The sequence below is a fragment of the Brevibacillus sp. DP1.3A genome, from assembly GCF_013284245.2.
GTDB lineage: Bacteria > Bacillota > Bacilli > Brevibacillales > Brevibacillaceae > Brevibacillus.
This window is the reverse complement of the sequence record NZ_CP085876.1, coordinates 2,420,131-2,445,240: the sequence shown is the minus strand read 5'-3', so window position 1 is coordinate 2,445,240 and position 25,110 is coordinate 2,420,131. Positions and strand designations below refer to the sequence as shown.

The window sequence follows — 25,110 nt, the reverse complement described above, 5'->3', positions numbered from 1 at the left end:
GATGAAAACAACATGTAAAAAAGCGTCTCTCATATGTGGGCTATGGCTTAGTCTGTCATGGCCGTTTATTACGGAGCCGACGCAAGCAGCAAGTGTCATCCAGGCAAAAGTGGTTGCAACCTCTCTGAACGTTCGCAGTGAACCAGCTCCCAATGCTTCTGTTGTCGCGACCGTGACGTATGGAGCGGTCGTGACGATTACCGATGAAGCATACGGCTGGGCAAAAATTAGATACAATCAAAAGGTAGGCTGGGTCGCGGGGTATTACTTGCAAAAAGGAGCGGTAACGAGTACGGGTTCAGCTTCTTCACCAGCCAATACAGCCACTGTCAAAAACAAGCAGGGCACGGTTTTGGCCGATTCGCTTCGAATGCGAAAAGGGCCAAGCACGAGCCATGAGATTATCCTTTCGCTGCCCAGAGGAACCCGTGTAGACATTTTGAAAAAGCAAGGAGACTGGATCCAAGCGAGAACTTCCAATGGACAAACAGGCTGGGTGTCTGCGACGTATATTGGCGATGCCAAGGCCAACGCTCCGGTGTCCAAAAGCTCCAAAACGCCAGGCTTAAAAGGAAAAGTCATCGTCATCGACCCGGGACATGGTGGTTCTGATATCGGGACACAAGGAACCAAGTGGAATAGCATGGAAAAAACGTTGAATTACAAAACGTCCATGCTGCTTGCCAGCAAACTGCGACAACGCGGTGCGCAAGTCTACATGACGAGGACAAGCGACACAGAAAAGCCTTCGCTATCGCAGCGTGTCGTTTTTAGCGAATCCAAGGCGGCAGATGCCTTCATCAGCATCCATTACAATTCTTCTCCGAAGCCAAATAGCGGGACACTTACGTTTTATTATTCGCAAGACAAAGATGAGCCATTAGCTCGAGCGATTGAATCTCGCTTGGCAGGTGGCATCGGACTCCGAAGCAACGGCATTTCATTCGGCAATTATCACGTCCTGCGTGAAAACGATGATCCATCCGTCTTAATTGAGCTTGGCTTCCTATCGAATCCAAAGGATGAAGGCATCGTCCGTACATCGTCCTATCAGGACAAAGCTGCGCAGGCGATTACAGAAGCCCTAGCTGATTACTTCGGTCGATAATCGTACGGCTGGACACTGTAGGAGAACAGCTTCCGCTCGAATTTCCCTTTGGCACCAATGATCTGATACCAGGTCTCTCCGATCAACAAGTCGGTTGCGAAATCTTTCTCCAGCAGATTGGTGATCATCTCTATGACCGCTTTCTCATTGTCTTTTTGGATTTTCAACGACAAGGCCAGGACGAAATACGCCTGGTCTTCTTCCATTTCCAACAGATGCAGACGGGCTGTACCACGACGTTTGGCGTTGAAACCATCAATCACATTCGACAGACCCTTTTTTGCCTGTACTTTATACTTTGTCGCTTCCCTCCAAGAGGAAATAACTGCATCGTACAACGAAAACGTCAGGATGAAATGGCTGGGGAAATCCTTCGGGTCAAAAGGCTCCGGTCCCATTTGCTTCTCATCCGCTGGTATGACGACGAATGCTTTGTAGTTGCTAAAAAACGGATCGCTCATGGCAGGTCCTTTCCTTCGATAGTATCTGTGTTGGTTAGTATCCACTAGGAAAGCAGGATATTATGTACAAAAACGGTCATAAACGTTCAAAAGGCCAAGTCGACATGAAAACCGACTTGGCCTTTTGCTTGCTTTTGTATAGGCATGTTTTTCAACTGAATATCTACTCATTACCGGTGGGTCATCGAGACGCTTCCATGCCCGTGCTCCTCTTCCATGACCTCCATTCCTGCACCATGATTGACGGTCCAGGTGATGACTTGGCTGGAAATGACAACGGCCAAAATGGTATACATCATCTCTTTCATCGGTACGAACCAGAACGACATGCAAAGCACAATGACGTCCAGTAAAAGAAAGACCGTACCAATGGACAATCCCGTGTACTTACTGATCAACAGGGAGAAAATATCGTCTCCACCTGTCGCAGCTCCATAGCGCAGAACCAATCCGGTACCCAGCCCGGTCAATACACCGGACAAGACAGACGCCAGCGGCATCATTCTGCTCATATCCATGACAATCGGTGAAAATCGTTCAAACAAATCGTAAAATACGGTAAAAGCAAGTGATGCAAAGATCGTGTCCCAAATGAACTGGCGGCCTCTTACTAACCAGGCAACCAAAAACAGTGGAATATCCAGCAAAAGCATCACCATCGCTGGCGACAAGTCAAAGGCGTATTTCGCCAATAACCCTAAGCCAACAAACCCACCTTCAGACAAATGGTTCTGAAAGTTAATGTGATAATACGCAAAAGCAAGTAAACAAGCTCCAAACAAAATCATACTGTAACGCTTAGATAACTGCAGCGCTCTCCTCATCATGGTTTCCTCGCATTTTTGTCGGTTTAGGCACAGACGACCAACCGACTACCGAGGAACATCGAAAGTATAAGTCGCTACTCATACAAAGGCCCCGCTTTCGTAGTAGATTAGTCGTCTTCAGTGACGATCGACTACTACGAAGCTAGATGTAGGAGAGGTCAAAACGTTTCCAGATCGTCCTATGGGGACGCATGGTATCCTGATCCCTTCCATGGCTTTTCTTGTATTATATCATAAAAAAGGTGAAAAGACGACTCGAAAGCGTCTTTTCACCGAGTTAAAATCGGAAAGCTTGTCCTTTTAGCTCCACCGGAATCCCTGCTGTGACAAGAAAAACTTGATCGGCCACAGCTGCCACACGTTGATTCATCAAGCCCGCTAAGTCACGGAACTTACGGCCCAACGGATGTTGTGGGACGAGTCCGTCGCCTACTTCGTTTGTCACCAGCAAAACCGTCCCTGGGTAGTCTTTTAGCTTGTTTACCAGCCTATCAACCTGCTGGAGCACTTGCTCAAACGGTTGCTCCTCTCCATCATGCAGCAGCCAATTGGACACCCAAAGGATCAAGCAATCAACCAAAATCACTGTCTGCTGTTCTTGTATGTCCTTTTGTGCTCCCAGCTTCGCGAGCCACTCTGTCAATGCGTACGGCTCCTCAATCGTTTGCCAAGGAAAGTTGGACTGCAAGCGGCGGTCTCGGTGGTGAAGGATCCGCTCTTCCATTTCCTCATCAGTGATTGGTGCGGTCGCGATGTAAACACCCGAGGAGCCCAAATGAGCCGCATATTTTTCGGCAAACGTGCTTTTTCCGCTGCGTGCTCCGCCTGTAATGAGTACGATCATGCTTCTTCCTTCTCCTTAAACAACCTCTTATACTTGCGACTGCAAAATAATTTGCGGCAAATGATGGACAGGATGCTCCATGACAATCGGTCTGGTTCCGTATACAGCCTCAATTCTGTCACTTTGCAAGATGTCTTTTGGTGCGCCGACGCTTATCTGCTTTCCTTTATGCAGCATCAAAATACGATCGCAGTATAGGGAGGCCAGATTCAGATCGTGCAGCACAGCAATGACCGTCACCTGCGTCGTCTTTTGCCATTTTCGCACGATGTCCATGAGTTGAATCTGGTACCCGATATCGAGGTAAGTCGTGGGTTCATCGAGCAACAGCACCTGAGGTCTTTGGATCAATGCCTTCCCCAAAGCTACGCGCTGCTTTTCCCCACCACTCAACTGATCCAGTGTGCGCTCTTCCAAATGGTCAAGACCGAGCATCTGTACGACTTCATCAATGAGCGATGCGACATCCTGCTTCTCTTCCCCCAGCCAATTTTGGTAAGGAAAGCGCCCCATCTCCAACACCTCTCGGACACGAAAGCCGACTGGCGGCAGGCCCTCTTGCTCCAAAACAGCCAGTATTTTGGCAAGCTCTTTGCGTGGATAGGAATGAAGCTTTTTCTCTTGAATTAAAATGTCTCCTGCATCTGCCTTGATGACACCTGAAATCATTTTCAGCAAGGTGGATTTACCGCTTCCATTCGGTCCGATGATGCCAAAAAATTCTCCCTTGTCCACGCAAAAATCGATGCCGTGCAAAACAGGCGTATCCTGATACGATTTTTGCAAGTTGCGCACATTGATCATTGCTAACGTTACCTCTTCCTAAAGCGTTTATTTTGCTTCAATAAATAGGCGAAAAACGGTGCTCCCAGAAATGCTGTCACGACACCGAGCGGGATTTCCGTTGGACTCAGCAGCATTCTAGCAAGAGTGTCGGCCCACAGCACATAAATACCCCCGCAGATCGCAGCCATCGGAAGTAAAATACGATGGTCAGGACCAACCAGCAATCGGACGAGATGCGGTACCACCAGGCCAACGAACCCGATAATTCCCGCGATAGAAACCGCCGCTGCAGTTAGGAGAGTCGAGACGACTAGAACCACCAGCTTCGTTCGATCCACATGAACGCCGAGATGCGCAGCCTGCCGCTCCCCTAACGCAAACAGGTTCAAGGAACGCGCATAGCTCACAAGTACCATTCCACCTATGACCAAGTATGGAATCAAGACGTACGTAAAGGCCCAGCCCCGAAATGATAGGCTTCCCATAAGCCAGAACACGATCTCATTCACGGTCTGGTCAGATAGCGACACCATAAAGGAAACGAGCGAGCCAAGAAAAGCCTGCACCACGACACCAGACAAAATCAGGGTCTCCGTTTGCAGCTTTCCTTGCGTGCTCGCGAGTCCGAGGACGATCCATAGACTGAGGAGTCCTGTAAGAAAAGCGACGACAGGCGTGCTCCATGCACCCAAAAAGCTGATTTGCAAGCCAAAAAGGATCAAGAAGGCTGCTCCGACAGCAGAACCGGATGCCACGCCCATCGTAAACGGATCGGCGAGCGGATTGCGCAAAACTCCCTGAAAGCCAGCTCCCGCAAGTGACAAGCAGGCTCCAATTAAGACAGCCAATACAACGCGTGGAAAACGAACCTTCATGACAATTTGCTCAGATGACTCCGGCCACGTTACGGTGATCCACTCAGACAAGCCCGGGATTTGATGGAGCAGGATGAGCCATACTTGCGAAATGGGGAGATGTGCCGCCCCCATCGAGATGCTGATGACTATTGATGCCAGAAGGACGAGACAGCTGACTCCTCCCCATATGAACAATCGTTTCTTCATTTTATTTCACCAAGTCAGGGTAAATCGCCTTGGCTACTTCGATCAAGCCTTGTGTAATACGCGGACCAGGACGGGACAAAATATTTTGGTCCATGCCAAAGATTTGTTTTTCACGGATCGCCTTCATTTTATCCCAGCCATTGCGATTCGCGATCATATCCTCCAGCTTGACGCCAGTCTTTTCATCGGTAATTCCGCTCGCATACAAAATGACGTCTGGGTCGTTTTGCAAAATCTTTTCTTCACTGATCGGATTCCATCCTTCGGTGTCGGAGGCAATGTTTGTCGCCCCAGCCAGCGTGATGAGTTCGTCCATGAATTCGCCTTTTCCGACTGTCCAGCCTGGGGAAAATTCCAGGTATACCTTTTTCTTCTCTTCTGGTTTTACATTTTTCACTGCTTCTTGAACGTAGGCGATGTCTTTCTTCATTTGTTCGACGACTTTTTCAGCTTGTTCTTGTGTATTTGTGATAACGCCCATCGCCAAAACATTGTTTAGGATGTCGTCCATCTTTGTCGGATGGGTAATATAGACTGGCATTCCGAGAGATTTGAGCTTGTCAGCCACTGGCTTTTCCATCGAAATCCCACCAACGACCATATCCGGTGTTTGAGCGAGAATGGCTTCTTCATTTGGTTTGACGACTCCGCCAATTTTCGGCTTTGCCTTCGCCGCATCTGGATAATCATCATAGTCTGAGACAGCTACGATCCGATCTTCCAAGCCTAATGCGAACAAAATCTCTGTCTCGGCAGGTGATGTTGAGACGATTCGCTCAGGAGCTTTTGCAAAGGTTACTTCTTTTCCTGTCGCATCCGTGACTGTCAATGGATACGTTGTTTGTTTTGCAGGCTGCTCGGCCGCATTCTCTTGCGGTGCTGTCTGCGGTGCACTTGTTTGTCCACCTGGTGCTGGCTGGCTGTTATCGTTACCCGCACAACCTGCGAGGCTCGCCGCAACTAGTAGTGGGATCATGAATCGCAATGAACGTTTCATATGTAGAACTTCCTTTCTGCATGTCTAATTGACTGTACCTTCCAATAAAAAAATCGACCCTTGCTTCCATTCGGAAATCAAAGGGTCGGCACCTCAGGGCAAACAGACAGGATGGTCTGCTTCCTGAAATAGGCCGATCCTTTCCGCGAAGGCAACAGGCACTAAAACAAACAGGCAGGTCTCCTGGCTTACGGCTGAGGAACGAGCCGATTTACAGTGGCGGGACCGCGTCGGATTTTCACCGACTTCCCTTTTCACCCGATCTTTTTGTTAAAAAGACGAGGCACCTATTTGTTGTTACGTTTGAAATTGTCACAGTCCATGACTCATCCTACATCATAGCATTCCTTGGATGAAAAAAGAATGACAAACACATAAGCCAATACTTTCTTGCCTCCTAAAAATGAAAAACGCCTGAACAAAAAGTTCAGGCAAATGTAAAGCTTTTTGGAGGCTATTACCCTCGTTTGTGCAAATAATCTAGAATGCCCATGGAGCATACTTGTAAATCGAGCTTGAGTACCTCGAAAACTTCGTGGTCACCACTGATTCCTTGTGACTGTAGATAATCCGAGACTCGTCCCAATAACTTACGAGACAGCTCGTCATAGGTTTGTCCAACAGCAAGCGTTGATTCTCCTTCCGCCACAAACACGGGGAGCCACTCACGTATTTGGCGGTACACGTCGTCAACCTGCTCTGACATCCCAAAATGACCAAAGTAAATTCGACTTAGCTTACGCGCTTCAAAACGGCTTAGAGACGCTAACATGGCATCCGGGTCAAACTGATTCGGCGAAGTAGATGGTAGCACGAGGTGTATGCCATCCTTTTTAAGCTGTGGATAGAGTACACCTGCGGTATCACCTGTGAACATGCCGCGGCTTACTGGATCGTAGATGCTGAAGTGATGATTGGCGTGACCTGGGGAATCCAGAAACTCCAATACGCAATTCTCCCCGATCTTTAGTGTATCTCCGTCCCCGCGAATCAAAATCCGCTCCTCGAGAACTGCCTCAATCGGATCAAACAATCGATCAAAATCATCATGATACACCGCTCTCGCCCCTGCGATCAGCCGGCTCGGATCAACGAGATGACGTGCACCTTTCGGGTGGACGACGACCTTTGCGTTCGGACAATCCTTCAGAAACAGTCCTACTCCTCCTGCATGATCCAAGTGAATATGCGTCACGATGATGTATTTTACTTGTTCCGGCGTATAACCGAGCTTGGCGAGACCGGCCTTGATGTATGGGACGGAGGGGCTTGGCCCTGTTTCGACCAATGTGAGCTCCTCTTCCGCGATCACATATGTCCCCGTACGTTCCGCCCAGCCCATATCGAAACCGTCTATTAAATGGATGCGTTCCCCTAAGTAAATTGGCGGTGATGATTGCATGTAAATGCTCCTCCTTTTCAAAAGTTATTTTGTTGCGAGAATATTTACACTTTATCACCTATTTTGGACGCACTGGGAAAAACAACACAAATTCTTCATATTTTTATCGTAATATGAGGGTAGCAAAAACAATTTCATTACTTGGAGGGGTGCAAAATGGGTCAGCTTTTTTCTGAGTTACGACCTGAGCATGAGAAGTTTATCAAGAAGCAACGGATGTTCTTTGTTGCCTCTGCTCCTTTGGATACAGATGGTCACGTGAATCTTTCACCGAAAGGGTACGATTCTTTTCGCATCATATCACCTACGGAGGTCGCCTATTTAGACCTGACTGGAAGCGGAAATGAAACCAGTGCACATCTACAGGAAAATGGCAGGATTACTCTCATGTTTTGTGCATTTGAAGGCCCCCCTCTCATCATGCGCCTATTCGGCAAAGGAACGGTTATTCTCCCAGATTCGCCTCGGTGGGATGAGCTCGTAAAAGATTTCCCGCTTCTGCCCGGTGCTCGTCAAATCATTACCGTAAACGTACAGGAAGTAAAGACTTCTTGCGGCTGGGCTATCCCCTTTTATTCCTATTCAAAAGAACGCGACACCCTTCAGAAATGGACTTTGGCTAAAGACGAGGAGGAACTGCTTGATTATCAAAAGGAAAACAATGTAGTAAGCATGGATGGATTGCCAACACCATTGGGACAAAAGCTTTTTCCCGCAGTAGGTGGGGATAACTAAGCGTAAAACGCAAAGAAGCTGCCTTGCTCGCAGCTTCTTTTTTTGAAACCTCTTTACTTGCTCGTATAAATGACCACTGCCTCTCGGAGAAACTCTGCAACACCAGGCTGCTCCTTGTCATAGTAAGCCGTGAAGCGCGGGTCATCGACATACATCTGGGCCACACCTGCGTGCGCTTCCTTACTGTAGCTGTCCCAATAAAAGCTCAGCCATTGACGGTGAAGATCAGCTGCTTTTTGCGCCAATTCATGAGCAGGATCTCCTGTCGAAAAAGCCTGCGCCAACGTCTCATGCAGCTCTTCGTTCAATTTCTCCAGCGCGACATACTGGTCTTCTGACATGCCTTTGACCTTCTGATTCGATTTTTCGATTTGTTCATTTCCGTATTTCGCTCGAATTTCTGCCCCGTACTTATCTTCATTCTCATCAATCATTTTTTGTTTGAAGCCTTCGAATTTCTGTTTGTCCGTCATCGTACTTGTCCCCTCTCTTTGTGCCAATGTCAAATCGACATTCGCAATTAATGCATCCAATTGCGCTCGCCTTTCCAGGAGCTTCTCGCGGTGCTCCCGCAGTGCCCGTTCAGCATCAAAGGTTGGTGAATCCAGGATCTCCTTGATCTCCTCCAAGCTCACCCCCAGCTCGCGGTAAAAAAGGATTTGCTGCAATCGATCCACCTCTTGCTGTCCGTAAATGCGATACCCTGACGAATTGATTCTCGCCGGCTTGAGAAGGTCAATTTCATCGTAGTATCGGAGCGTCCGGGTGCTGACACTCGCCAGGAGTCCTAGCTTTTGCACCGTATATTCCATGTTCATTCCTCCTGACAAATTGATCGTACACATTTACGGACCGTCAATGTCAAACACATTTTCACCAAAAATTGCGTTACTTCATTTTCATTATTTGCTAAAATATAGGGAAAGCCATACAAGGAGGGGACATTGATGCTCTATATCATCGGCTTCATTGTAGCCATACTCGGTGCCGGATGGGGATTAACAGGGCTGCTTAGTCTCAAAGCGAGAGATAAACATGCCATCACCCATTACAGTGACGATGCTTATGCCCAGCAAACCTTGTTCCATATGCACAACAACCCTACCCAAGGAATGTAATCATAGAAAAAGGCTGCCCACATTGGTCATAACCCCGTCAAGTAGACAACAATAAAAAGTCTGTTTATGCAGCGACTGCTTTCCGGTATTCAATCGGAGAGCGGTCGCTAAATTTTTTTTGGAAACGATCATGGTTGTAATAGAAAATGTACTCAGCGATAGCTTGCAGAAGTTCTTCTTGGCTTGTTGGTGGGTACAGATAGATTTTTTCCGTTTTTAGATGGGAAAAGAACGATTCGATACAAGCATTATCTAAGCAGTTTCCTCTTCTAGAATGGCTGCCTAGCAGACCATACTGCTCCAGTTTCTGATTGTATACTTTTGCGGTGTATTGGAAGCCCTGATCGGAGTGCAGAATAGTTCCTTTAAGCTTATTTAAGGGAAGCTGTTCTAGAGTTTGCATAACCAACGCCAGGTCATTTCGGTGTGAGATCTGCCAGGCTACAATCTCATTGTTAAACAAATCCTGAACAGCAGAAAGATAATAATATTTCTCGCCTACTAACAGATAAGTAATGTCTGTTACTAACTTTGTTTTAGGGGTATCGGTATGGAAATCACGTTCTAAACGATTTGGCTGGACAACCGATGACTGCTTGCCAAAGAACCGCCTTTTTTTACGGATCACTGAGCGAATGTTTAGTTCTTTCATCAATCGGTAAACCCGTTTATGGTTTACATACATGCCTTCTTTACGAAGAGCAGTTGTCATACGCAAATAACCATAATAAGGATGCAGACGATGGATGGCCATCATATGTTCTTTCACGTGTTGTTCTGACTCGATGCGTTTTTGCGAATTCGCCCGAGATATACGCCACTTATAGTATCCCGCACGGGATACCTGTGCCAGTTCTAGCAGCCAAGAAAGTGGATGAATGGAGCGAAGCTCATCTATGATGGAAAAACGTGCTGCTTTCAAAGTCACTCCCCGTGTAGATTTGGATACCGCTTTTTTAGATAATCGTTCTCCGCTTTGATGTAAGCCAATTCTTCTTCGATGCTCGAAAATTTGGTTTTTGGTCTTCCTTTTCGCCAAGCTGTCTTTCCTCGTTGGCCCTCTTTCAACTCTCCTTGTTCTCTCTGTTGATGCTTCTTTATCCAGTCCTGTACTTGAGTTTTGCTACGTACCCCTAACTGTGCTGCAATCCGATACGGACTCCATCCGTCCTCTAGGTACAGTCTTACTGCTTCAGCTTTAAATTCATCCGTATACCTTTTATTGATACGTCTTGCTTCAGGCACGAAAAATCCCCTCCGGTCAACAATGGTAAGCCTATCTTATCAGACAGACTTTTTTCATTGTCAACCACGAGGGGATAATACCACATCAAGTGCATGGGCAGCCTTTCTTATTTCTTACAGAGCTTGGAACGTATCAGTCAATACCGGTACGATTTGCTTTTTACGGGAGACAACGCCCTTCAGAACAGCTTTGTTGTCAACCAATGTTACTTGGTACGCTTTTTCTACTGCTTGTGTTGCGCTGCCGAGTGCGATCGCAACAGAATCGTTGTTCAAGATATCCGTTACAACAAATACGAACAAGTCCAAACCTTTTTCAGCAATGTTTGCATTCATAGCCGCTTCCAGTTCGCCTTGGCGTGCAAGTACATCATTAACGTCCACTGCATTTACTTGCGCGATTTCTACTTTCGCATTGCCCATTTGGAACTCTTTTGCATCCAGTGTGAGCAGTTGTGCGATTGTTTTGTCGCTCAGGTCTGCCCCCGCTTTGAGCATGTCCAGACCGTATGCTTCCAGATCGGCACCCGCGATTTCAGCCAACTCATGAGCAGCAGCTACATCTTGCTCCGTGCAAGTTGGAGATTTCAACAGCAACGTATCCGAAATGATAGCAGAAAGCATCAAGCCCGCCATTTCTTTTGGAATGTCTACGCCGTTTTCTTTGTACATTTTCTTCAAAATGGTTGTGGTGCATCCAACCGGCTCAGCACGGAAGTAGAGAGGATTGCTCGTCTCAAAGTTCGCAATACGGTGATGGTCGATCACTTCTACCACTTGCACTTGCTCAATGTCATTCGCGCTTTGCTGGCGCTCGTTATGGTCTACAAGAATGACTTCATTTACTTCATTCGCCACTGTTTCTACGAGGCGCGGCTCTTTTACTTGGAAGTAATTCAACACAAAGGCTGTTTCGCTGCTGATTACACCCAGGCGAACAGGCTCTACATTCGCGCCCAGTTTTGTTTTCAAGTCAGCGTACACAAGTGCTGAACAAATGGAATCTGTGTCTGGATTTTTATGACCGAAGATTAATTTTTTTTCCATCATCCATACTCCTTAATCGTAATTTGGCGTCAAAATTATACCATAGCTTAGAGGATATGCCCAAGATACATTATAGGTTCAAATTGGATCGTTGGAAATAAGGTTTTGAAGATCATCCGGAAAAAAATGGGAGGCGAAGTAAAATGAGAGTGGCAGCTTTGTATGACATTCACGGGAATGTACCTGCCCTGCATGCAACATTAGCAGAACTCGAAGTTGTGAAGCCTGATCTTATTGTCATCGGGGGTGATATTATCTCAGGCCCGATGCCCGTCCAAACACTTGAAATACTCTTCGAACTGGATACACCGGTGCAATTCATCCGTGGTAATGGTGATCGTGAAGTCGTCCTCACTTTTGACGGTGAGGCTCAGGCCTTGGAAATGTCCGATTCTGTTCGAGAAATCACGTCATGGGTTGCGGAGCAATTGAGCCGCTCTCATCGTGACTATCTGTCGCAACTCCCTGTTACCTACACGTTAACACGAGAGGATTATGAGGACGTACTATTCTGCCACGCCATTCCCACCAATGATGAAGATATTTTCACTCCCCTTACATCGGATGCCATCATTGCCACTTACTTCGAGGGGACACAGCAACGAACGGTCATCTGTGGTCATACACATGTCCAATTCGAACGTCGACTTGGCGATCAGCGTATCCTCAATGCTGGAAGTGTGGGCATGCCGTTTGCCGACAAACCAGGTGCATACTGGTTACTACTTGATGGTGACCGCTATGAACATCGCTTTACACCCTATGACGTAGAGGCAGCTGCAAAACAAATCGCTTCCACGAACTATCCGCAAGCTCAGCAATTTGCCGAAGAGAATGTCCGAAAAATACCTACGGCTCAAGAAGCGATGGAATTTATGGAGGCCATCGCACAAAAAAACCGACCCTCTACTTATTAAAGGGTCGGTTGAGAAAGATAGCAGAATCGATTAATCGTCCCAGTCTACATCCAGTACAGCGCCTGTCGTAGCGGAAATCTCCAAATCTACTTCCTGTCCTTTAGCCGTTTTCACTTCCACTTCATACACATAGTGGTTATCGTCTTCATCCAACTTAATGGATTTGATGTTGCCGCTCACTTTAGCCAAAGCGATTTTTTTTGCTTGCTCTACACTGATTTTTACTGGTTGGTTTTTCCACTGATCGTCGTTGTCGTCGTCATGATCATCGTTGTCATAACGGTCAACTGTTTGCCACACATCGCCAGTCATCGCGTCGACGTACACGTCAATCTCTTGATGCTTGTTTTTGATCTCTGCTTTGTATACGAGAAAACCGTCCTCTTCATCCAATTTCCACTCGGTAATGATACCAGACTGTGCATCCCGAACTTTTTTCAGTGCTTTTTCAGGCGTGATGCGCACGAGCTTCGCCCAGTTGTGTTTCACATCATCGTCGATTTGCAGGTACACGGTAGAAGTGTTCTTTTGCGGTACGCTGTAATATTGGTTGCTATGTGCAAACGCTGTTACGCTGAGGCTCCCTACAATCAGTGCTCCTACCATGGTCATGACTACTTTTTTCATATGATCTCGCTCCTTTTTTCGACTGGTTTTGTTTGATCTCCTTTATCATAAAAAGGACAGATGAAGGAAAAAAAAGAGAGAGATTAGAAATTGATGAGAAAATAGAGGTGACCTCTCACAGAATTCATGTTTGCCGGTGAGCCACAGCGATTAACAAAAAGAGCGAGTGTTTTCTACTGGCAAAAATGATCCATTCCGGCTGTAAATCGACATAAATGAAACATCCATGCTTTTGCGTGCTTTCCGCTTTTTTCCGTATAATAAAAGCAATCGAGAGGACAACAGCCGACTCGATGACATACGTAAGAGAGCGTGAATGGCAGTTTTTTCTTACATGAGAAGGAGAAACGATTTTTCCGTGGAATCACCACTTTTGAAAAACATCTTTTTTTGAATCTATTTTCTCGTCACCATGCAAACGGTCGTCATGTCCGTTATGACCTTGGAAGTGAAAAACCCAGCACGTATCCAATTGACTGCACAAGCAACGCAAGCTATCTCATATGCCCATACGGAATCAGGCAATCGGAAATGAAAAAAGGCACTCTACTAATCTTGTAGAGTGCTTCTTATACGTTTACGATAAACCATTCATGTGAAAAAGGAGTGACAGCAGGATGCGAAAAATGGAAGTACGCCCTTACGAAGCTGAGTGGGCGACAATGTTTAGAGACGAGACATTGTTGTTGCAAAGGATTTTCGGTGACGAACTCGTCGAGATCCATCACATCGGCAGCACTGCCGTACCTGGACTCTCAGCAAAGCCCATAATCGACATCTTGCCAGTGGTTCGGGATATCTCGCGCGTGGATGATTACAACAGCGAGATGCTGGTACATGGTTACGAACCTCGTGGAGAGTTCGGGATTGCAGGAAGGCGGTATTTTCCAAAGGGCGGTGACGAACGTACCCATCATGTCCACATGTATCAGGTAGGACATCCAGCTATTCACCGCCATCTGGCTTTTCGCGACTACCTGCGTGCTCATCCTGATGAGGCCAAGCATTACGGCGATGTGAAGGCAGAGGTAGCCAAACGATTCCCCTATGATTCTGGCGGTTATGTAAAAGGGAAAGATTCACTTGCAAAAGCACTGGAGCAAAAGGCGCTTGTATGGAAATATTCTCAGAATGAGCAGTAGTCAATTGCAAACGAGCAATCCCCCTCACGTCGTCTCTTCGAAAGGGGGGCTATCACATACGTATTTTCTATTTTCCGAGATTGTTCTTAATGGCTTCCAATCCAGCGATTTCTCCCAAGAAGAACGTATCGCCTGCGAGTGTATCCATCGTGTAAACCTGGTTGTTTTTCACTGCTTTGAGGTTTTTCCAGACAGGATGATCCTTCCAAATATGAATCAACCCTTCCGGCTCCTCTGCTTTTGCCGAACGGCGGTTCTCAGCAATAAAGATATGATCGGGAGCGAGCTCACTCAACGCCTCGATTCCGATACGCCCCCCAATCTTGCCGTCCTCGGGCAATCCTGCTATCGGTGTTAGTCCCACATCCCCATAGTAGATCGGGAAGTTTTTGGGATGCATCACCGTAAAATCCTTCCCATTGGAAACGAGGAATAGCGCCGTTTCACCTTTATGTTTGTCTGCTGCTGCTTTTGCTTCGTTTTTCAGCTTATCAAAATCGGCCAAAACTTGCTTCGCCTTTTCTTCTTTGCCAATCACTTCAGCTATTTTCATGAGGCGGGTGGGTGCATCTACTGAGAAATCAATGACGATGGAATCAGCCATTTTGTTGAATTCCTCAAATCTGGAGCCTTTTCCCGTGCTTGTCATGACAATAACCTCTGGGTCCATCTCCAACAAAGTCTCCAAATTCGTTTTTCCACCCAGATCCTTCACCGTTTTCCCTTCTGCATACTTCGCAAAAATCGGTGACTTACTTTTCGTCGACTCAAAGCCTTCTGATACAATCGGAGCAAAATCTAGCACGAGGAGGTAATCCGTTCCCATGATATCGACAGAAGCGACGCGATCCGGCTTTTTCTCTAGTGTGACTTCCCCCATCGTATGCTTGATGGTTCGAGGATACACAGGCTCTCCTGTCCCTTTTGTATCGGGTTGGGATGCTCCTACCTCAACCGTTTGCGTTTTATTGTTAGCGTTTGTGTCTGTAGTCGCCTGTCCTGCTCCGCACCCCGCCACGACGGCTGTGGCTATGATTACGGACAGAATGCTTGATAATTTCTTTTTCATATCGATTGAACTCCTTTTTTCATCTCCTGATTTCAAACGTGTCTTACCCTTTTGTCCGGATCAACAAATACAGAAAATAAGGCCCCCCAATGAGGGAAATAACAATACCCGCTGGTACTTCTGTAGCCGGCATGATGCTTCGCCCTATCGTATCCCCGGCCAATACGAGCAAGGAACCGACGAGCGCCGTAATGGGCAGCATGTATTGATGCTGGGGTCCGACCAATCTGCGCGCGATATGCGGGCCAAGCAAGCCGATAAACCCTATCCCTCCGCCTGTCGCTACACTCGACGCAGCCAGACCAACCGCTCCCGCCATCAAGGCCAGTCGCTCCCGTTGAAGAGATACGCCCAGGCTTGCTGCAATCTGTTCGTTCATACTGAGCAGGTTCAGCACACTTGCCTTCCGATACACGTACGGCAACAGGATCACCATCCACGGCAAAAGTGCCAGCACGAACTTCCAATTGGAACCCCACAACGATCCCATTTGCCAAGTGACGACAAACTCGAGGTTTCGCGGATTCAACTGAAGCGTCAAAATAATACTGATGGCACTAAGCCCCGCCCCAACTGCAATCCCTGTAAGCAGGAGACGAGTAGGAGATATGCCATGCCCCTTCTTGTATGCAAGCAGATATATGATGGCTGCAGTGGCAGTGGCACCGATGAGTGCGAGAAACGGCATCAAAAAAGGCGGAGCCATGTTCGTCGCGGGATATAGAGAGACGAACAACAATACGGCCAGTCCAGCACCCGAACTGATTCCAAGAATGCCGGGGTCAGACAGACCATTGCGAGAGATTCCTTGCAGAATCGCTCCCGATACAGCAAGCCCAGCCCCAATCATGACCGCAATCACCATCCGAGGAAGTCGCAGCTCAAACAGCACGAGATTCTGCTTTTTCGAGCCCTCCCCCAGCAACGTCTGCAACACCTCGAAGGGCCCAATGCTGTACGGTCCCGTGTTCAAGCTCAGGACAAATCCGACAAGCAAAAGTACCGCGAAAAGGAGGATCATTCGGACACTACGACTTTTTCTTTTTTGGGAAAATAGATCGATGTCCACTACCACTCCCTCCTTTCCTTACGTGCCAGGTACAGGAAGAAAGGGACTCCGATGACAGCGATAATAGCGCCAAGCGGTGTCTCGTAGGGCATCGCTATCATTTTGGCTCCGATGTCTGCAAAAACAACCAAAACGCCTCCCATGACTGCCGAACAAGGAATAATCCAGCGGTAATCAACCCCGACCAGAAAACGGACGATATGCGGGACGACGAGACCGACAAACCCAACTCCGCCAACTGTTGAGACCGAAGCACCTGCCAGCACCATGACGACAGCCGCCGCCAAGCCCTTCACGAGCCTGGTCTTTTGTCCGAGTCCCGCTGCGATCTCTTCTCCCAGACTCAAAATGGTAATGGAGCGAGAAAGAATCATGGCCACAATGATTCCTCCCACAATCCATGGCATCATGACGGATACTTGAAACCACTCTGCTGTAGATATCCCCCCTGCTGACCAGAATGCCAGATCGTAGTTGATCTGAAAGAGGAGGGATATCGCCTGACTAATCCCTGATATGATCGAGCTGACGACTGCCCCCGCCAACGCGAGCCGTAAAGGTGTCAAACCGTTTTTGGAAAAATAGGCCAGTCCATAAACAAGCCCTACCCCCAGACCCGCTCCAACAAAAGAAAAGAGAATAATAGACTCAAAAGGGAGTCCTGGTGCAAAAGCAAAAACGAGTACGAGCACGAATCCAGCCCCTGCATTAATGCCCATCAAGCCCGTATCGGCAATCGGATTTCTCGTGACTCCTTGCATGATGGCTCCCGCTACGGCAAAAGCAGCTCCTACTAGCGCTCCTGCCAAGGCACGCGGCATTCGCAGTGTTTGAATAATGACATGATGCTCGTTGCTAGAATCATAGTGAAAAATCGAGTTCCATACGGTGGCAAACGAGATGTTCGCCACTCCCGTGATAATGGATGAACCTAGCCCGAACAAGATGGCGCAAATCCCCGCAACAATCAACACGGTCGCCATCCACGGCCTGGTTCGAAGCGAAGCATTTTTAGTGATCGGCTGTGACAGTGACATTTCCCTTCTTATCCTCCAGAGCAACGTTCGAATGAATCACGGTCAGCTTGTCGCTTGCAGCCGTTCTCGCTCTTGCTTCCGGGATGACCTCCGGAAAGCCAAGCTGAAGCATTCCGACGAGTTTTTCCTCCGCACGTACCCCTACCGCTTGCAAAAATCCTGCTTGATACGTGAACGGTTCCGTTTTCCAAACGACGCCCAATCCCCGCTCCCACGCCGCTAGCTGAAAGTTTTGAATCAAAGTGCAGGCTGCCGCATAATCCTCTTCCCGTTCTCTTTGCCGAGAGTCTTCATTTACAATAACCAAAAGATATGCCGGGACGCGTAAAAGCAATTCCGGATCTCTTTTTTTCATGGCGTTTTGAAGAATGGCATCGACGACAACCCGCTTCCCTTCTTCCATATAAAGGACGAATCGCCAAGGCTCGCGTAGTCCGTGGTTAGGTGCCCAAACAGCTACATCCAGTAACTCACGAATCAATTCCAGTGGAATCGGGTCTGGCTTGAATTTCTTTATGGTTCTGCGGTCACGGATCGCTTGTGCAATCGGATACAATGATGATCCCATCTCGTTCCCTCCAACAATAGTGATACTCATTCTCAATCATTATCACAAACTTGTGGACGTAAGAAAATTGAAGAACCTGATTCCTTTTTTGTACATTCCTGTGACTCTGCAGCAAGATGCGTGAGCGCCTCTGATATGGCCTGCTCATGACCGAGTGCGGAATAATGCAGCCAAGGATATACCCCAGCTCGATGTACATTTCCTTTCAAACGATGCTTGCGTACATCCGTTCGAATTTTCCTTTCATCAAAAAGCAGAATATGATCAGCCTGAAAATCATGAAGCTCTTCCAGGCTCGTGATATCCAGAAAGGCAAAATGATCTGTTCCCACTGGAGGTCTTACCTGAAGGTCTCCGTACAAAATATCGGAAATTTTCCGCCTTCTCGCACCAAATATACGGGCTCCACCATCCCAAGCCCTCACTGCCATAACCGTTTCATTCCCAATTTTTTTGCGGATACGCTCGCGGGCTGCAACTGCTTTCAGATCATAATAATAGAGCCAACTCGTCGCTACTTCTGCAATTCCCAGCATGGTAGCTACCTGCTGCAAATGATCCCGCCAGGTCGTTGTTTTGAAGGGAATGAGCCAGGTCGGTGCAATGGCTTCCATTTGTTCAAGCCAGGGTGCAACCTGATCTGTACCGACAATCAAATCCGGCTCCATCTGGCGCAGACGGTACAAGTCAAATTCCAGCGTGGCTGCGTCCATTTGGGAGTACGGCCTCTTTTGCCGATCCTTTTCCCAAACGGGGATCAGATGCTGGATCGAAACCCCCAATGCGAGCAGATCGCCGATGATTGCGGGATGGAGTACAGCTATTTTCTTTTGTAACGATTTCTTGAAGCGATAAGGGGGAACGCCGACGATCTTTTTAAACATACGACTGAAATAGTACACATCCCGATAGCCCACTTCATTAGCTACCTCAGGAATCATTACGTCCTCCGCCACCAGAAGCTGACAGGCCTTCTCCATTCGTTTCCGATTGATGAATTGCAAGGGAGTGAGCGAGGTGTACTCCTTAAACTGCTGATAGAAAAGGGTCGGCGTCATTCCTGAGTAGCGAGCCATCTCCTCGATCTGAAAAGTCTCCTCACAGTGCTGCTCCATATGCTCAGCGATCCCTTGAAGAAGTTGCTGACGATCTGTTTTTTTCTCTTGCAGCGTGATTCCAGCCATAATAGCTTGCCATAGCTTCCAAAAAAGAATTTGCATGGTTGTCTGATCGAAGTGATCTTTTCGCCATGCCAGATGCAATTGTTCGATGTGATGGTGAATCAAGGAGATCGTTTCGATATGGTGCTTCCCACGGATCGGGAGCATCACTTCGTTTATAAGCCAGCCATCCCTTTCTTTTCTGGCATGAGCAGCAAAAAGCGCCACGTAACAAACATAGATGTTCTCCGTAATGGGCAAAAGGGCGAGCCCTTCCTGCATATCCTCTGGAGCTATGACCATGAAATCTCCCTGGTTAAGCATGCCTCCTGTCTGATCCAACCGAAACGACGCCCTGCCCTCTATTACCCAAATGATTATTTGTTCGCTTCTATCTCTCGCTTCTACAAGCTTCCATTCTTTTGAAATGGACAAAACTTGCACATCATTTACAGTGATGACATTCGGATCATGATATTTGTCTGTTTTTCCCATAACTAGCTCCTCTTACATCATGATGTAGCAATTTGTTGATAACAATTCTCATCAATTGTACGAGAGACATGACAAAACTGCAATTCCACTTGAATGTGAAAAAGCAAAAAACGCCTAACGATCATCAAGATGACCACTCCGACGTTTTACTTTCCTTGTAGACAAATATTTCAAAATGATCTTATATGTTAACAAAGCATCTCATATTTTCTACCTATGTTTCTACTAAATCACAGACAGAAAGAGGTACAGGTATGCTGAGCAATCAAAAAGTAATTGTAACGGGAGCAGCTTCTGGGATCGGGAAAGCCGTAGTAATGCAATGCCTACAAGAAGGGGCCGCTGTCATCGCGTGTGACCTCAATCAGGAAGCCATGCTCGCACTGGAAGAAGAGATGGATCGAGGAGAAAGACTACATACGTATTGTGTGGATGTTAGCAAATATGAGGAGGTCGCGGCTTTTTTTGCGCATATCGAGGCAGAGCATGCGGATTGTACCAGTCTCGTCAATAACGCAGGCATTTACCTAGCGAAAAACGTACTGGACTACGACTTCGAAACGATTGAAAAAGTGCTTGCGATTAATATAAAAGGATACATTTATTTCTCACAGATGTTCGGGAAGTTGCTTTTTCCTGCCAAAAAACGTGGAACGATCGTCAACCTGTCCTCTGTATCCGGACTAGAGGGCAGCTCGGATGCGGTCTATGGAACCTCGAAGGCGGCGATTCTCGGCTTGACGAAAAGCTGCGCGATGAACTTCGCTCCCTACATCCGGGTCAATGCGGTTGCACCCACCATGGTTGCTACACCGATGATGGACACCATTCCAGAGTGGCGTCGAGCAGAATATCTCGCTCATGGCCTCATCGATAGCCCTGTATTGCCTGCGGACGTGGCGGATACCGTTGTTTTCCTGTTATCGGAGAAGTCCAAGCATTACACCGGAGCGACTTTTGACATCAACAACGGAGGATATCTGCGGTAATAGCAAAGGGGCGTTTATTCAGAAAGATGGAGACTGAATGAACGCCCTTTTGATCATTTCCGTTTAATGCCCTACCATCCAAGGGCGTTTGCCCCCACGGCTGTGGGTATGTCCCCGATGTGCCTGACTACCGTGGCTATGGCTGTGGCTGCACCCTGCCCCTTCATGGGAATGCGATTGTTTCCGTAGGATTTTCGGTTCCACACCACGCTCGATCCGTTGGCGCAGTGCTTGCGGTGTCATGATCAATCCTGGTGCAGCATACAAACGCTTTGACGATTGCTGGCAATCGGGGCAAGCAACGCTCTCTGTCAGCTCGCTCATCTTCAACCACTGTACAAATGGACCACATTCCTCGCACATGTAATCGTATCTCGGCATCGTATTTGGCTCCTTCTTTCGCGGTCTTTTTCTTGGCTACTTCGGCAAAATATCTCGATCAAAAATGCTTGTCGGGATAGACAAGGTGCAGCACGCGTTTGGAATATCGACGATCCCCGCAATTCTTCCCTCCACCGGTGCTGTTCCCAGCAGCATGTACGCCTGCTCCCCGGTGAAACCCATCGCTGTTTTCAAATACTCGATGGCATTCAGGCATGCATTTCGGTAAGCGACATGTGCATCCATGTACAGCTGTTGCCCTGTCGTCTCATGGACCGAAATCCCTTCGAAAACGAGGTATTCCGTGTAGCGAGGCTCTACTGGGCCTGGCTTGAATACAGGGTTGTTCACGATGTTATACTTCGCCATCCCGCCCTTGATGACGTCCACGTGTAGATCCAGCCAACCAGCCATTTCAATTCCGCCGCAGAAGGTCACTTCTCCGTCTCCTTGTGAAAAATGCAAATCGCCCATGGACAGCTTCGCTCCATTTACATAAACCGGGAAGTAGATGCGAGTGCCTTTGGACAAGTTTTTAATATCGCAGTTTCCGCCATGCTCGCGAGGGGGAACTGTTCGAGCCGCTTCTCTGGCAATCCGATCAAACTCCGCTCCTTTTAGACTGCCTAACACGGCACTGTGCGGGGTCGGCAAATTCGCGAGTGGCGGCATTCGTTCAGGATTTGTCGCTACGAGGTCGCTCTCTCTTCGGTTCCAGCGATCCAGTAGCTGATGGGACGGCGCCGTACCGATCAAGCCTGGATGAAGAATGCCAGCAAATTTGACTCCTGGCAAATGGCGAGAGGTGGTGTAAATACCGTGGAAGTCCCAGATCGACTTGGCCGCTTGCGAATAATGATCGACGAGAAAGCTCCCGCCGTTTTCTTTGGCGAAAATCCCATTAAAGCCCCATTCCGATTGGGGGAGTGCCCCGATATCGAGAATATCGACAACCAAGAGGTCGCCTGGTTCTGCTCCATTCACCCAGACAGGCCCACTGAGCACATGGACGCGATTGAGATTGACATCGCGAATGTCGGAAGGGTCATCGTTGTTCGCGATCTGCCCGTCCGTCCAGTCCTTACATTCCATGCGAAAAACAGCTCCTGGATTCACGGAAACGGTTGCTGGAATGTCTGGGTGCCATCTGTTGTGACCAGGTGTATCCTGCTCCTCCATCGGTTTGTTCAAGTCAACTCGAAATAAAACTTCTGGCATGCTGCTTCCCCCTCACATGTTCAAAATGGCGTATGCCGTACATACACCAAAAGAAGCAAATGACATGCCAATGCTTGCCGGCCCCGATAAAAATTTGATGAGACCGATTCTTTTGGCTATTTTCTCCTGTATACTTATTACAAAGAGCTTGTCGCAAAACAGGTCATGCAGTTGATCTGTCTTTGATCGGAAAATTCCCTCATCTCTTGTATCGCTTTCGTCATTGTGTGTCGTTTGTTTCCCTGCTTCCTTGTCGGACACCTGTCCCACGATCGAACAAACAAACTATTACCAAGAAAGGATGCGAGAACGATTTTTGAAGCCGGCATACTGCTCTCGTCTTTCGATTCTTCCTCCGTAATCGAGCGTTCCCATCATCGCGCGATCCCTCATGCAGTCTTTCATTCTCTCTATCAGCAATTACAGGCCTCTACGAATCTATCACCCTACGAATTTTCTCTGATCAGGGATGCGCTAATCCATTTGCTACAAAATAGCTCTTTGCCACTTTTCCCGCTATCCCTTTCCACTACGCGACGTTCTTCTGCACTCCAAACTGATCCTATGAATCCAGCTCTCAGGCATACCTCTCATTCTGTTCCCAATTGGAAGAGTCTTCTTTTCGCATGGGCCGAAAATAGCCAAGAATACCTCATCGCCGTAAGCGACGATCGTGTCGTACTTTTTGCTAACCAGCGGGCACAAGAACGATTTTCGTTAGTTGAAGGCCTCGTGCTCGAGGCGGATTGGGAACAAGAACGCTTAACCAATTGGTTCTTGGAGGAACTCGATCTGGGGGAAAAGACGTGGTATCGCCTCTTTTTTATTCGCCCACGCACGTCAGCCTTGTCAAAGACAACTAGCAGTTACTCGTTTTCAGAGATTCATACAAATAGTCCCCTCTATCAAGCCCAACTACATACAGCGCGTATCGCTGCACAATCTCTATCAAATACGTTATTGCTCGGAGAAACAGGCTGTGGCAAAGAAGTTCTGGCACGTGCCATCCACTCCTCCAGTTCACGAAAAGACGGCCCTTTTCTTGCGGTCAATATCGCAGCACTTCCGCGTGAACTGATCGCCAGTGAGCTATTTGGATATACAGAAGGAGCTTTTACTGGAGCAAAAAAAGGAGGACAATCAGGGAAATTTGAAGCAGCAAATGGAGGAACGCTATTTCTCGATGAAATCGGGGAAATGAGCATGGAGCTTCAAGTGCTTTTGTTACGCGTCCTCGAAGAACGCAAAGTGACGAGATTGGGCTCTCACGAAGAAAAGTCATTGGACATTCGGATTATCGCTGCCACCAATCGTTCCATTGAAGAAGAAGTCCGAAATGGGCAGTTTCGTGCAGACCTTTACTACAGGCTCAATGTCCTGCAAATACGCATCCCTCCCCTGCGCGAACGCAAGGAAGATATTGCAACCTTGGCTGACGAGTTCCTCCAGCAGCTTCATACCCAATACGCTTGCGGTCCGACAGGCATCTGTGAATCTGCCCTGGCAATCTTGCAGCAGCATTCATGGCCCGGAAATATTCGTGAGCTGCGCAATATCGTGGAGCGAGCCTTTTTACATGCGTACGCCGATTCGTGGCTCACCTCTCACCATCTTCCGAGCGAATGGCAGCAACAGTACGGACTGCAAGAAGCATCCGGTGAACCTTTGCCATTATTGCGCGAATTAGAGCGACAGACGATCCAGCAAGCCATCACACAAGCTCCGTCCATCAGCGCTGCTGCCAAAAAGCTAGGAATTGCGCGAAGCACCCTGTATCGAAAAATGGAAGAGTTAGGAATCGGATAAGGAAAAATCGGGGGATGAGCGTAAGCAGCTTGTCCCCCGAAACATTTTACCGATGCCCTATTCGTCAGCGAGTGCTCGCCTTATCGTCATTCTTGCTTCCTCTGCGACTTCTTTGTCATTATGATCAAGGGCTTGCATCCAGAGCAGCATCGGAATGTACACCGCCATGATCCTGGCCAATATTTTTGTCTCTTCATCCACTTCTCCATACGCATGAAAAAATGACTGGCGGGCTTGTGGCGGTAAAAAACTGTAGGCCACATTTAAATCCGCTCCCGGGTGACCCACATTGAGATCTCCCCAGTCAATGATGCCTGATATATGCCCTACTTCATTTATCAGCATATTTTTAACATGCAAGTCTCCGTGCAGAAGCACTTCACGCGGACTTATTCGGTCTATCACGATTTGCCCTAAATAATTCGCGATCGCATCCCGATCCTCTTCAGAAATATGTACAGCCAAGGTAGACAAAAACGTCTGCATCTTTTCTTTTCTCTGTGCAATATCCAGGAGGTTCCTGTGATCATGTTCGATCCCGTTCTCGCGGGCAAGCTGGGGCGGAAACGTGTGCAAACTTTTTAAAAACGTCGCAAGTGCCACTGCCGAAGAAGCACGCTGCTCGTCGGTCAAGCCTTTTGGAAACGTTCCCGAAACATACGTGTACCCCAAAAAAGCGAATGGATAGTCGTCGTTTGGTTCTCCATAAAAAACTGGCTTCGGATACGGTATCGTCAGGAATGCCGCAAGCATTGGCAGCAGCACCCCTTCCTTTTTGATCAATTCAACAGCGACATTCCTCCTGGGAAAACGGAAAACATATTCGTCCCCTACTCGAAAGGCCATGTTATCCCAACCACAGCCGATCAGCTTGATGGGCATAGTAGATAGCTGCGGAAACTGACGGAAGATGAGTTCGCGTGCCAATGGTTCAGATACTTCCCAGTCAGCATCCCATGGATTCGAGTTGGTCATTGTGTTCGTTCCCTCCCATTTGT

Annotated in this window: 27 protein-coding genes and 1 riboswitch; of the genes, 7 read left to right on the top strand and 20 right to left on the bottom strand. The window is 47.9% G+C overall.

All coding sequences use genetic code 11. The features are described from left to right. Position 1: 1 nt before the first annotated feature. A complete protein-coding gene (locus tag HP399_RS11185; RefSeq protein WP_173617504.1) occupies positions 2-1,108 on the top strand; it encodes an N-acetylmuramoyl-L-alanine amidase family protein in 1,107 nt (368 codons plus the stop codon). On the opposite strand, the gene HP399_RS11180 is transcribed toward HP399_RS11185, so the two are convergent. The 7 genes from HP399_RS11180 to HP399_RS11150 all read right to left on the bottom strand — a co-directional run bounded on the left by HP399_RS11180 (position 1,093) and on the right by HP399_RS11150 (position 7,489). After that, positions 1,093-1,569, bottom strand: a complete 477-nt coding sequence (locus HP399_RS11180) for a hypothetical protein (RefSeq protein WP_173617150.1) — start codon at positions 1,567-1,569, stop codon at positions 1,093-1,095. The two genes, HP399_RS11185 and HP399_RS11180, sit on opposite strands and share 16 nt — an antisense overlap. Positions 1,570-1,739: 170 nt before the next feature. Further along, on the bottom strand, positions 1,740-2,396 hold the full coding sequence (locus HP399_RS11175) for a YitT family protein (protein WP_173617149.1): 657 nt from the start codon (positions 2,394-2,396) through the stop codon (positions 1,740-1,742). A gap of 277 nt (positions 2,397-2,673) precedes the next feature. Beyond that, positions 2,674-3,240 carry a bifunctional adenosylcobinamide kinase/adenosylcobinamide-phosphate guanylyltransferase gene (cobU, locus tag HP399_RS11170; protein ID WP_173617148.1) on the bottom strand — a complete coding sequence of 189 codons (567 nt, stop codon included), beginning with the start codon at positions 3,238-3,240 and terminating at the stop codon, positions 2,674-2,676. 27 nt (positions 3,241-3,267) lie between these two features. Beyond that, a complete protein-coding gene (locus tag HP399_RS11165; protein WP_173617147.1) occupies positions 3,268-4,044 on the bottom strand; it encodes an ABC transporter ATP-binding protein in 777 nt (258 codons plus the stop codon). 8 nt (positions 4,045-4,052) lie between these two features. After that, entirely contained in the window at positions 4,053-5,090 is a 1,038-nt protein-coding gene (locus HP399_RS11160; RefSeq protein WP_173617146.1) for a FecCD family ABC transporter permease, read from the bottom strand. Between the two features lies 1 nt (position 5,091). Beyond that, positions 5,092-6,087: an ABC transporter substrate-binding protein gene (locus tag HP399_RS11155; protein WP_173617145.1), complete on the bottom strand. Its 996-nt coding sequence runs from the start codon at positions 6,085-6,087 to the stop codon at positions 5,092-5,094. Between the two features lie 155 nt (positions 6,088-6,242). After that, a riboswitch (cobalamin riboswitch) is annotated at positions 6,243-6,393 on the bottom strand. 151 nt (positions 6,394-6,544) lie between these two features. Further along, positions 6,545-7,489, bottom strand: a complete 945-nt coding sequence (locus HP399_RS11150) for an MBL fold metallo-hydrolase (RefSeq protein ID WP_173617144.1) — start codon at positions 7,487-7,489, stop codon at positions 6,545-6,547. 156 nt (positions 7,490-7,645) lie between these two features. Between HP399_RS11150 and HP399_RS11145 the strand changes: the two genes are divergently transcribed. After that, a complete protein-coding gene (locus tag HP399_RS11145; protein ID WP_007716439.1) occupies positions 7,646-8,224 on the top strand; it encodes a pyridoxamine 5'-phosphate oxidase family protein in 579 nt (192 codons plus the stop codon). A gap of 53 nt (positions 8,225-8,277) precedes the next feature. Here HP399_RS11145 and HP399_RS11140 read toward each other — a convergent pair whose 3' ends face one another. Further along, entirely contained in the window at positions 8,278-9,036 is a 759-nt protein-coding gene (locus HP399_RS11140; protein WP_173617143.1) for a MerR family transcriptional regulator, read from the bottom strand. A gap of 135 nt (positions 9,037-9,171) precedes the next feature. Between HP399_RS11140 and HP399_RS11135 the strand changes: the two genes are divergently transcribed. Next, positions 9,172-9,342, top strand: a complete 171-nt coding sequence (locus HP399_RS11135) for a hypothetical protein (protein ID WP_173617142.1) — start codon at positions 9,172-9,174, stop codon at positions 9,340-9,342. 64 nt (positions 9,343-9,406) lie between these two features. On the opposite strand, the gene HP399_RS11130 is transcribed toward HP399_RS11135, so the two are convergent. The 3 genes from HP399_RS11130 to HP399_RS11120 form a co-directional block, all read right to left on the bottom strand. Then, on the bottom strand, positions 9,407-10,381 hold the full coding sequence (locus HP399_RS11130; RefSeq protein ID WP_228088497.1) for an IS3 family transposase: 975 nt from the start codon (positions 10,379-10,381) through the stop codon (positions 9,407-9,409). Further along, the gene (locus HP399_RS11125) at positions 10,267-10,587 is read right to left on the bottom strand and encodes a transposase (protein ID WP_228088496.1); all 321 of its coding nucleotides are present in this window, start codon (positions 10,585-10,587) and stop codon (positions 10,267-10,269) included. The genes HP399_RS11130 and HP399_RS11125 overlap by 115 nt, the downstream gene beginning before the upstream one ends. Before the next feature lie 114 nt (positions 10,588-10,701). After that, positions 10,702-11,634 (bottom strand): manganese-dependent inorganic pyrophosphatase, encoded by a 933-nt coding sequence (locus tag HP399_RS11120; RefSeq protein ID WP_173617503.1) that lies wholly within the window; start codon positions 11,632-11,634, stop codon positions 10,702-10,704. Between the two features lie 143 nt (positions 11,635-11,777). Here HP399_RS11120 and HP399_RS11115 point away from each other — a divergent pair, with 143 nt between their 5' ends. Beyond that, positions 11,778-12,551, top strand: a complete 774-nt coding sequence (locus HP399_RS11115; RefSeq protein ID WP_173617140.1) for a metallophosphoesterase family protein — start codon at positions 11,778-11,780, stop codon at positions 12,549-12,551. A 30-nt stretch (positions 12,552-12,581) separates the two neighbouring features. Here HP399_RS11115 and HP399_RS11110 read toward each other — a convergent pair whose 3' ends face one another. Further along, positions 12,582-13,178, bottom strand: a complete 597-nt coding sequence (locus HP399_RS11110) for a PepSY domain-containing protein (RefSeq protein WP_173617139.1) — start codon at positions 13,176-13,178, stop codon at positions 12,582-12,584. A gap of 617 nt (positions 13,179-13,795) precedes the next feature. On the opposite strand from HP399_RS11110, the gene HP399_RS11105 reads away from it, so the two are divergent. Further along, positions 13,796-14,320, top strand: a complete 525-nt coding sequence (locus HP399_RS11105) for a GrpB family protein (protein WP_144613907.1) — start codon at positions 13,796-13,798, stop codon at positions 14,318-14,320. A 67-nt stretch (positions 14,321-14,387) separates the two neighbouring features. On the opposite strand, the gene HP399_RS11100 is transcribed toward HP399_RS11105, so the two are convergent. The 5 genes from HP399_RS11100 to HP399_RS11080 are packed head-to-tail and all read right to left on the bottom strand — an operon-like array spanning position 14,388 to position 19,718. After that, positions 14,388-15,389: an ABC transporter substrate-binding protein gene (locus HP399_RS11100; protein ID WP_173617138.1), complete on the bottom strand. Its 1,002-nt coding sequence runs from the start codon at positions 15,387-15,389 to the stop codon at positions 14,388-14,390. 43 nt (positions 15,390-15,432) lie between these two features. Continuing rightward, positions 15,433-16,458, bottom strand: coding sequence for a FecCD family ABC transporter permease (locus HP399_RS11095; RefSeq protein WP_173617137.1), 1,026 nt, complete (start codon positions 16,456-16,458; stop codon positions 15,433-15,435). After that, entirely contained in the window at positions 16,458-17,495 is a 1,038-nt protein-coding gene (locus HP399_RS11090) for a FecCD family ABC transporter permease (protein WP_173617136.1), read from the bottom strand. Before HP399_RS11090 ends, HP399_RS11095 begins: the two co-directional genes overlap by 1 nt. Beyond that, complete coding sequence (locus tag HP399_RS11085) at positions 17,470-18,063, bottom strand: nitroreductase family protein (RefSeq protein WP_173617135.1); 594 nt, start codon at positions 18,061-18,063, stop codon at positions 17,470-17,472. The genes HP399_RS11090 and HP399_RS11085 overlap by 26 nt, the downstream gene beginning before the upstream one ends. 32 nt (positions 18,064-18,095) lie before the next feature. After that, a complete protein-coding gene (locus HP399_RS11080; protein ID WP_173617134.1) occupies positions 18,096-19,718 on the bottom strand; it encodes an AraC family transcriptional regulator in 1,623 nt (540 codons plus the stop codon). 254 nt (positions 19,719-19,972) lie between these two features. Between HP399_RS11080 and HP399_RS11075 the strand changes: the two genes are divergently transcribed. After that, positions 19,973-20,707: an SDR family NAD(P)-dependent oxidoreductase gene (locus HP399_RS11075; protein ID WP_173617133.1), complete on the top strand. Its 735-nt coding sequence runs from the start codon at positions 19,973-19,975 to the stop codon at positions 20,705-20,707. 63 nt (positions 20,708-20,770) lie between these two features. On the opposite strand, the gene HP399_RS11070 is transcribed toward HP399_RS11075, so the two are convergent. Beyond that, positions 20,771-21,088 carry an FmdB family zinc ribbon protein gene (locus tag HP399_RS11070; RefSeq protein WP_173617132.1) on the bottom strand — a complete coding sequence of 106 codons (318 nt, stop codon included), beginning with the start codon at positions 21,086-21,088 and terminating at the stop codon, positions 20,771-20,773. Between the two features lie 36 nt (positions 21,089-21,124). Continuing rightward, a complete protein-coding gene (gene fmdA / locus HP399_RS11065; protein WP_106782843.1) occupies positions 21,125-22,306 on the bottom strand; it encodes a formamidase in 1,182 nt (393 codons plus the stop codon). A gap of 483 nt (positions 22,307-22,789) precedes the next feature. Between fmdA and HP399_RS11060 the strand changes: the two genes are divergently transcribed. Then, a complete protein-coding gene (locus tag HP399_RS11060) occupies positions 22,790-24,112 on the top strand; it encodes a sigma-54 interaction domain-containing protein (protein WP_228088495.1) in 1,323 nt (440 codons plus the stop codon). A gap of 57 nt (positions 24,113-24,169) precedes the next feature. Here HP399_RS11060 and HP399_RS11055 read toward each other — a convergent pair whose 3' ends face one another. Beyond that, positions 24,170-25,087, bottom strand: coding sequence for a phosphotransferase (locus HP399_RS11055; protein ID WP_173617131.1), 918 nt, complete (start codon positions 25,085-25,087; stop codon positions 24,170-24,172). Between the last annotated feature and the right edge of the window lie 23 nt (positions 25,088-25,110).

Excerpts from the sequence above, each read along its gene's own strand:
- HP399_RS11085 (WP_173617135.1), bottom strand. The coding sequence starts at position 18,063 with ATGGGATCATCATTGTATCCGATTGCACAAGCGATCCGTGACCGCAGA.
- HP399_RS11155 (WP_173617145.1), bottom strand. The coding sequence starts at position 6,087 with ATGAAACGTTCATTGCGATTCATGATCCCACTACTAGTTGCGGCGAGC.
- HP399_RS11140 (WP_173617143.1), bottom strand. The coding sequence starts at position 9,036 with ATGGAATATACGGTGCAAAAGCTAGGACTCCTGGCGAGTGTCAGCACC.
- HP399_RS11150 (WP_173617144.1), bottom strand. The coding sequence starts at position 7,489 with ATGCAATCATCACCGCCAATTTACTTAGGGGAACGCATCCATTTAATA.
- HP399_RS11185 (WP_173617504.1), top strand. The coding sequence starts at position 2 with ATGAAAACAACATGTAAAAAAGCGTCTCTCATATGTGGGCTATGGCTT.
- HP399_RS11120 (WP_173617503.1), bottom strand. The coding sequence starts at position 11,634 with ATGGAAAAAAAATTAATCTTCGGTCATAAAAATCCAGACACAGATTCC.
- HP399_RS11100 (WP_173617138.1), bottom strand. The coding sequence starts at position 15,389 with ATGAAAAAGAAATTATCAAGCATTCTGTCCGTAATCATAGCCACAGCC.
- HP399_RS11090 (WP_173617136.1), bottom strand. The coding sequence starts at position 17,495 with ATGTCACTGTCACAGCCGATCACTAAAAATGCTTCGCTTCGAACCAGG.
- HP399_RS11115 (WP_173617140.1), top strand. The coding sequence starts at position 11,778 with ATGAGAGTGGCAGCTTTGTATGACATTCACGGGAATGTACCTGCCCTG.
- HP399_RS11175 (WP_173617149.1), bottom strand. The coding sequence starts at position 2,396 with ATGATGAGGAGAGCGCTGCAGTTATCTAAGCGTTACAGTATGATTTTG.
- HP399_RS11135 (WP_173617142.1), top strand. The coding sequence starts at position 9,172 with ATGCTCTATATCATCGGCTTCATTGTAGCCATACTCGGTGCCGGATGG.
- HP399_RS11075 (WP_173617133.1), top strand. The coding sequence starts at position 19,973 with ATGCTGAGCAATCAAAAAGTAATTGTAACGGGAGCAGCTTCTGGGATC.
- fmdA (WP_106782843.1), bottom strand. The coding sequence starts at position 22,306 with ATGCCAGAAGTTTTATTTCGAGTTGACTTGAACAAACCGATGGAGGAG.
- HP399_RS11070 (WP_173617132.1), bottom strand. The coding sequence starts at position 21,088 with ATGCCGAGATACGATTACATGTGCGAGGAATGTGGTCCATTTGTACAG.
- HP399_RS11145 (WP_007716439.1), top strand. The coding sequence starts at position 7,646 with ATGGGTCAGCTTTTTTCTGAGTTACGACCTGAGCATGAGAAGTTTATC.
- HP399_RS11110 (WP_173617139.1), bottom strand. The coding sequence starts at position 13,178 with ATGAAAAAAGTAGTCATGACCATGGTAGGAGCACTGATTGTAGGGAGC.
- HP399_RS11055 (WP_173617131.1), bottom strand. The coding sequence starts at position 25,087 with ATGACCAACTCGAATCCATGGGATGCTGACTGGGAAGTATCTGAACCA.
- cobU (WP_173617148.1), bottom strand. The coding sequence starts at position 3,240 with ATGATCGTACTCATTACAGGCGGAGCACGCAGCGGAAAAAGCACGTTT.
- HP399_RS11180 (WP_173617150.1), bottom strand. The coding sequence starts at position 1,569 with ATGAGCGATCCGTTTTTTAGCAACTACAAAGCATTCGTCGTCATACCA.
- HP399_RS11105 (WP_144613907.1), top strand. The coding sequence starts at position 13,796 with ATGCGAAAAATGGAAGTACGCCCTTACGAAGCTGAGTGGGCGACAATG.
- HP399_RS11080 (WP_173617134.1), bottom strand. The coding sequence starts at position 19,718 with ATGGGAAAAACAGACAAATATCATGATCCGAATGTCATCACTGTAAAT.
- HP399_RS11160 (WP_173617146.1), bottom strand. The coding sequence starts at position 5,090 with ATGAAGAAACGATTGTTCATATGGGGAGGAGTCAGCTGTCTCGTCCTT.
- HP399_RS11165 (WP_173617147.1), bottom strand. The coding sequence starts at position 4,044 with ATGATCAATGTGCGCAACTTGCAAAAATCGTATCAGGATACGCCTGTT.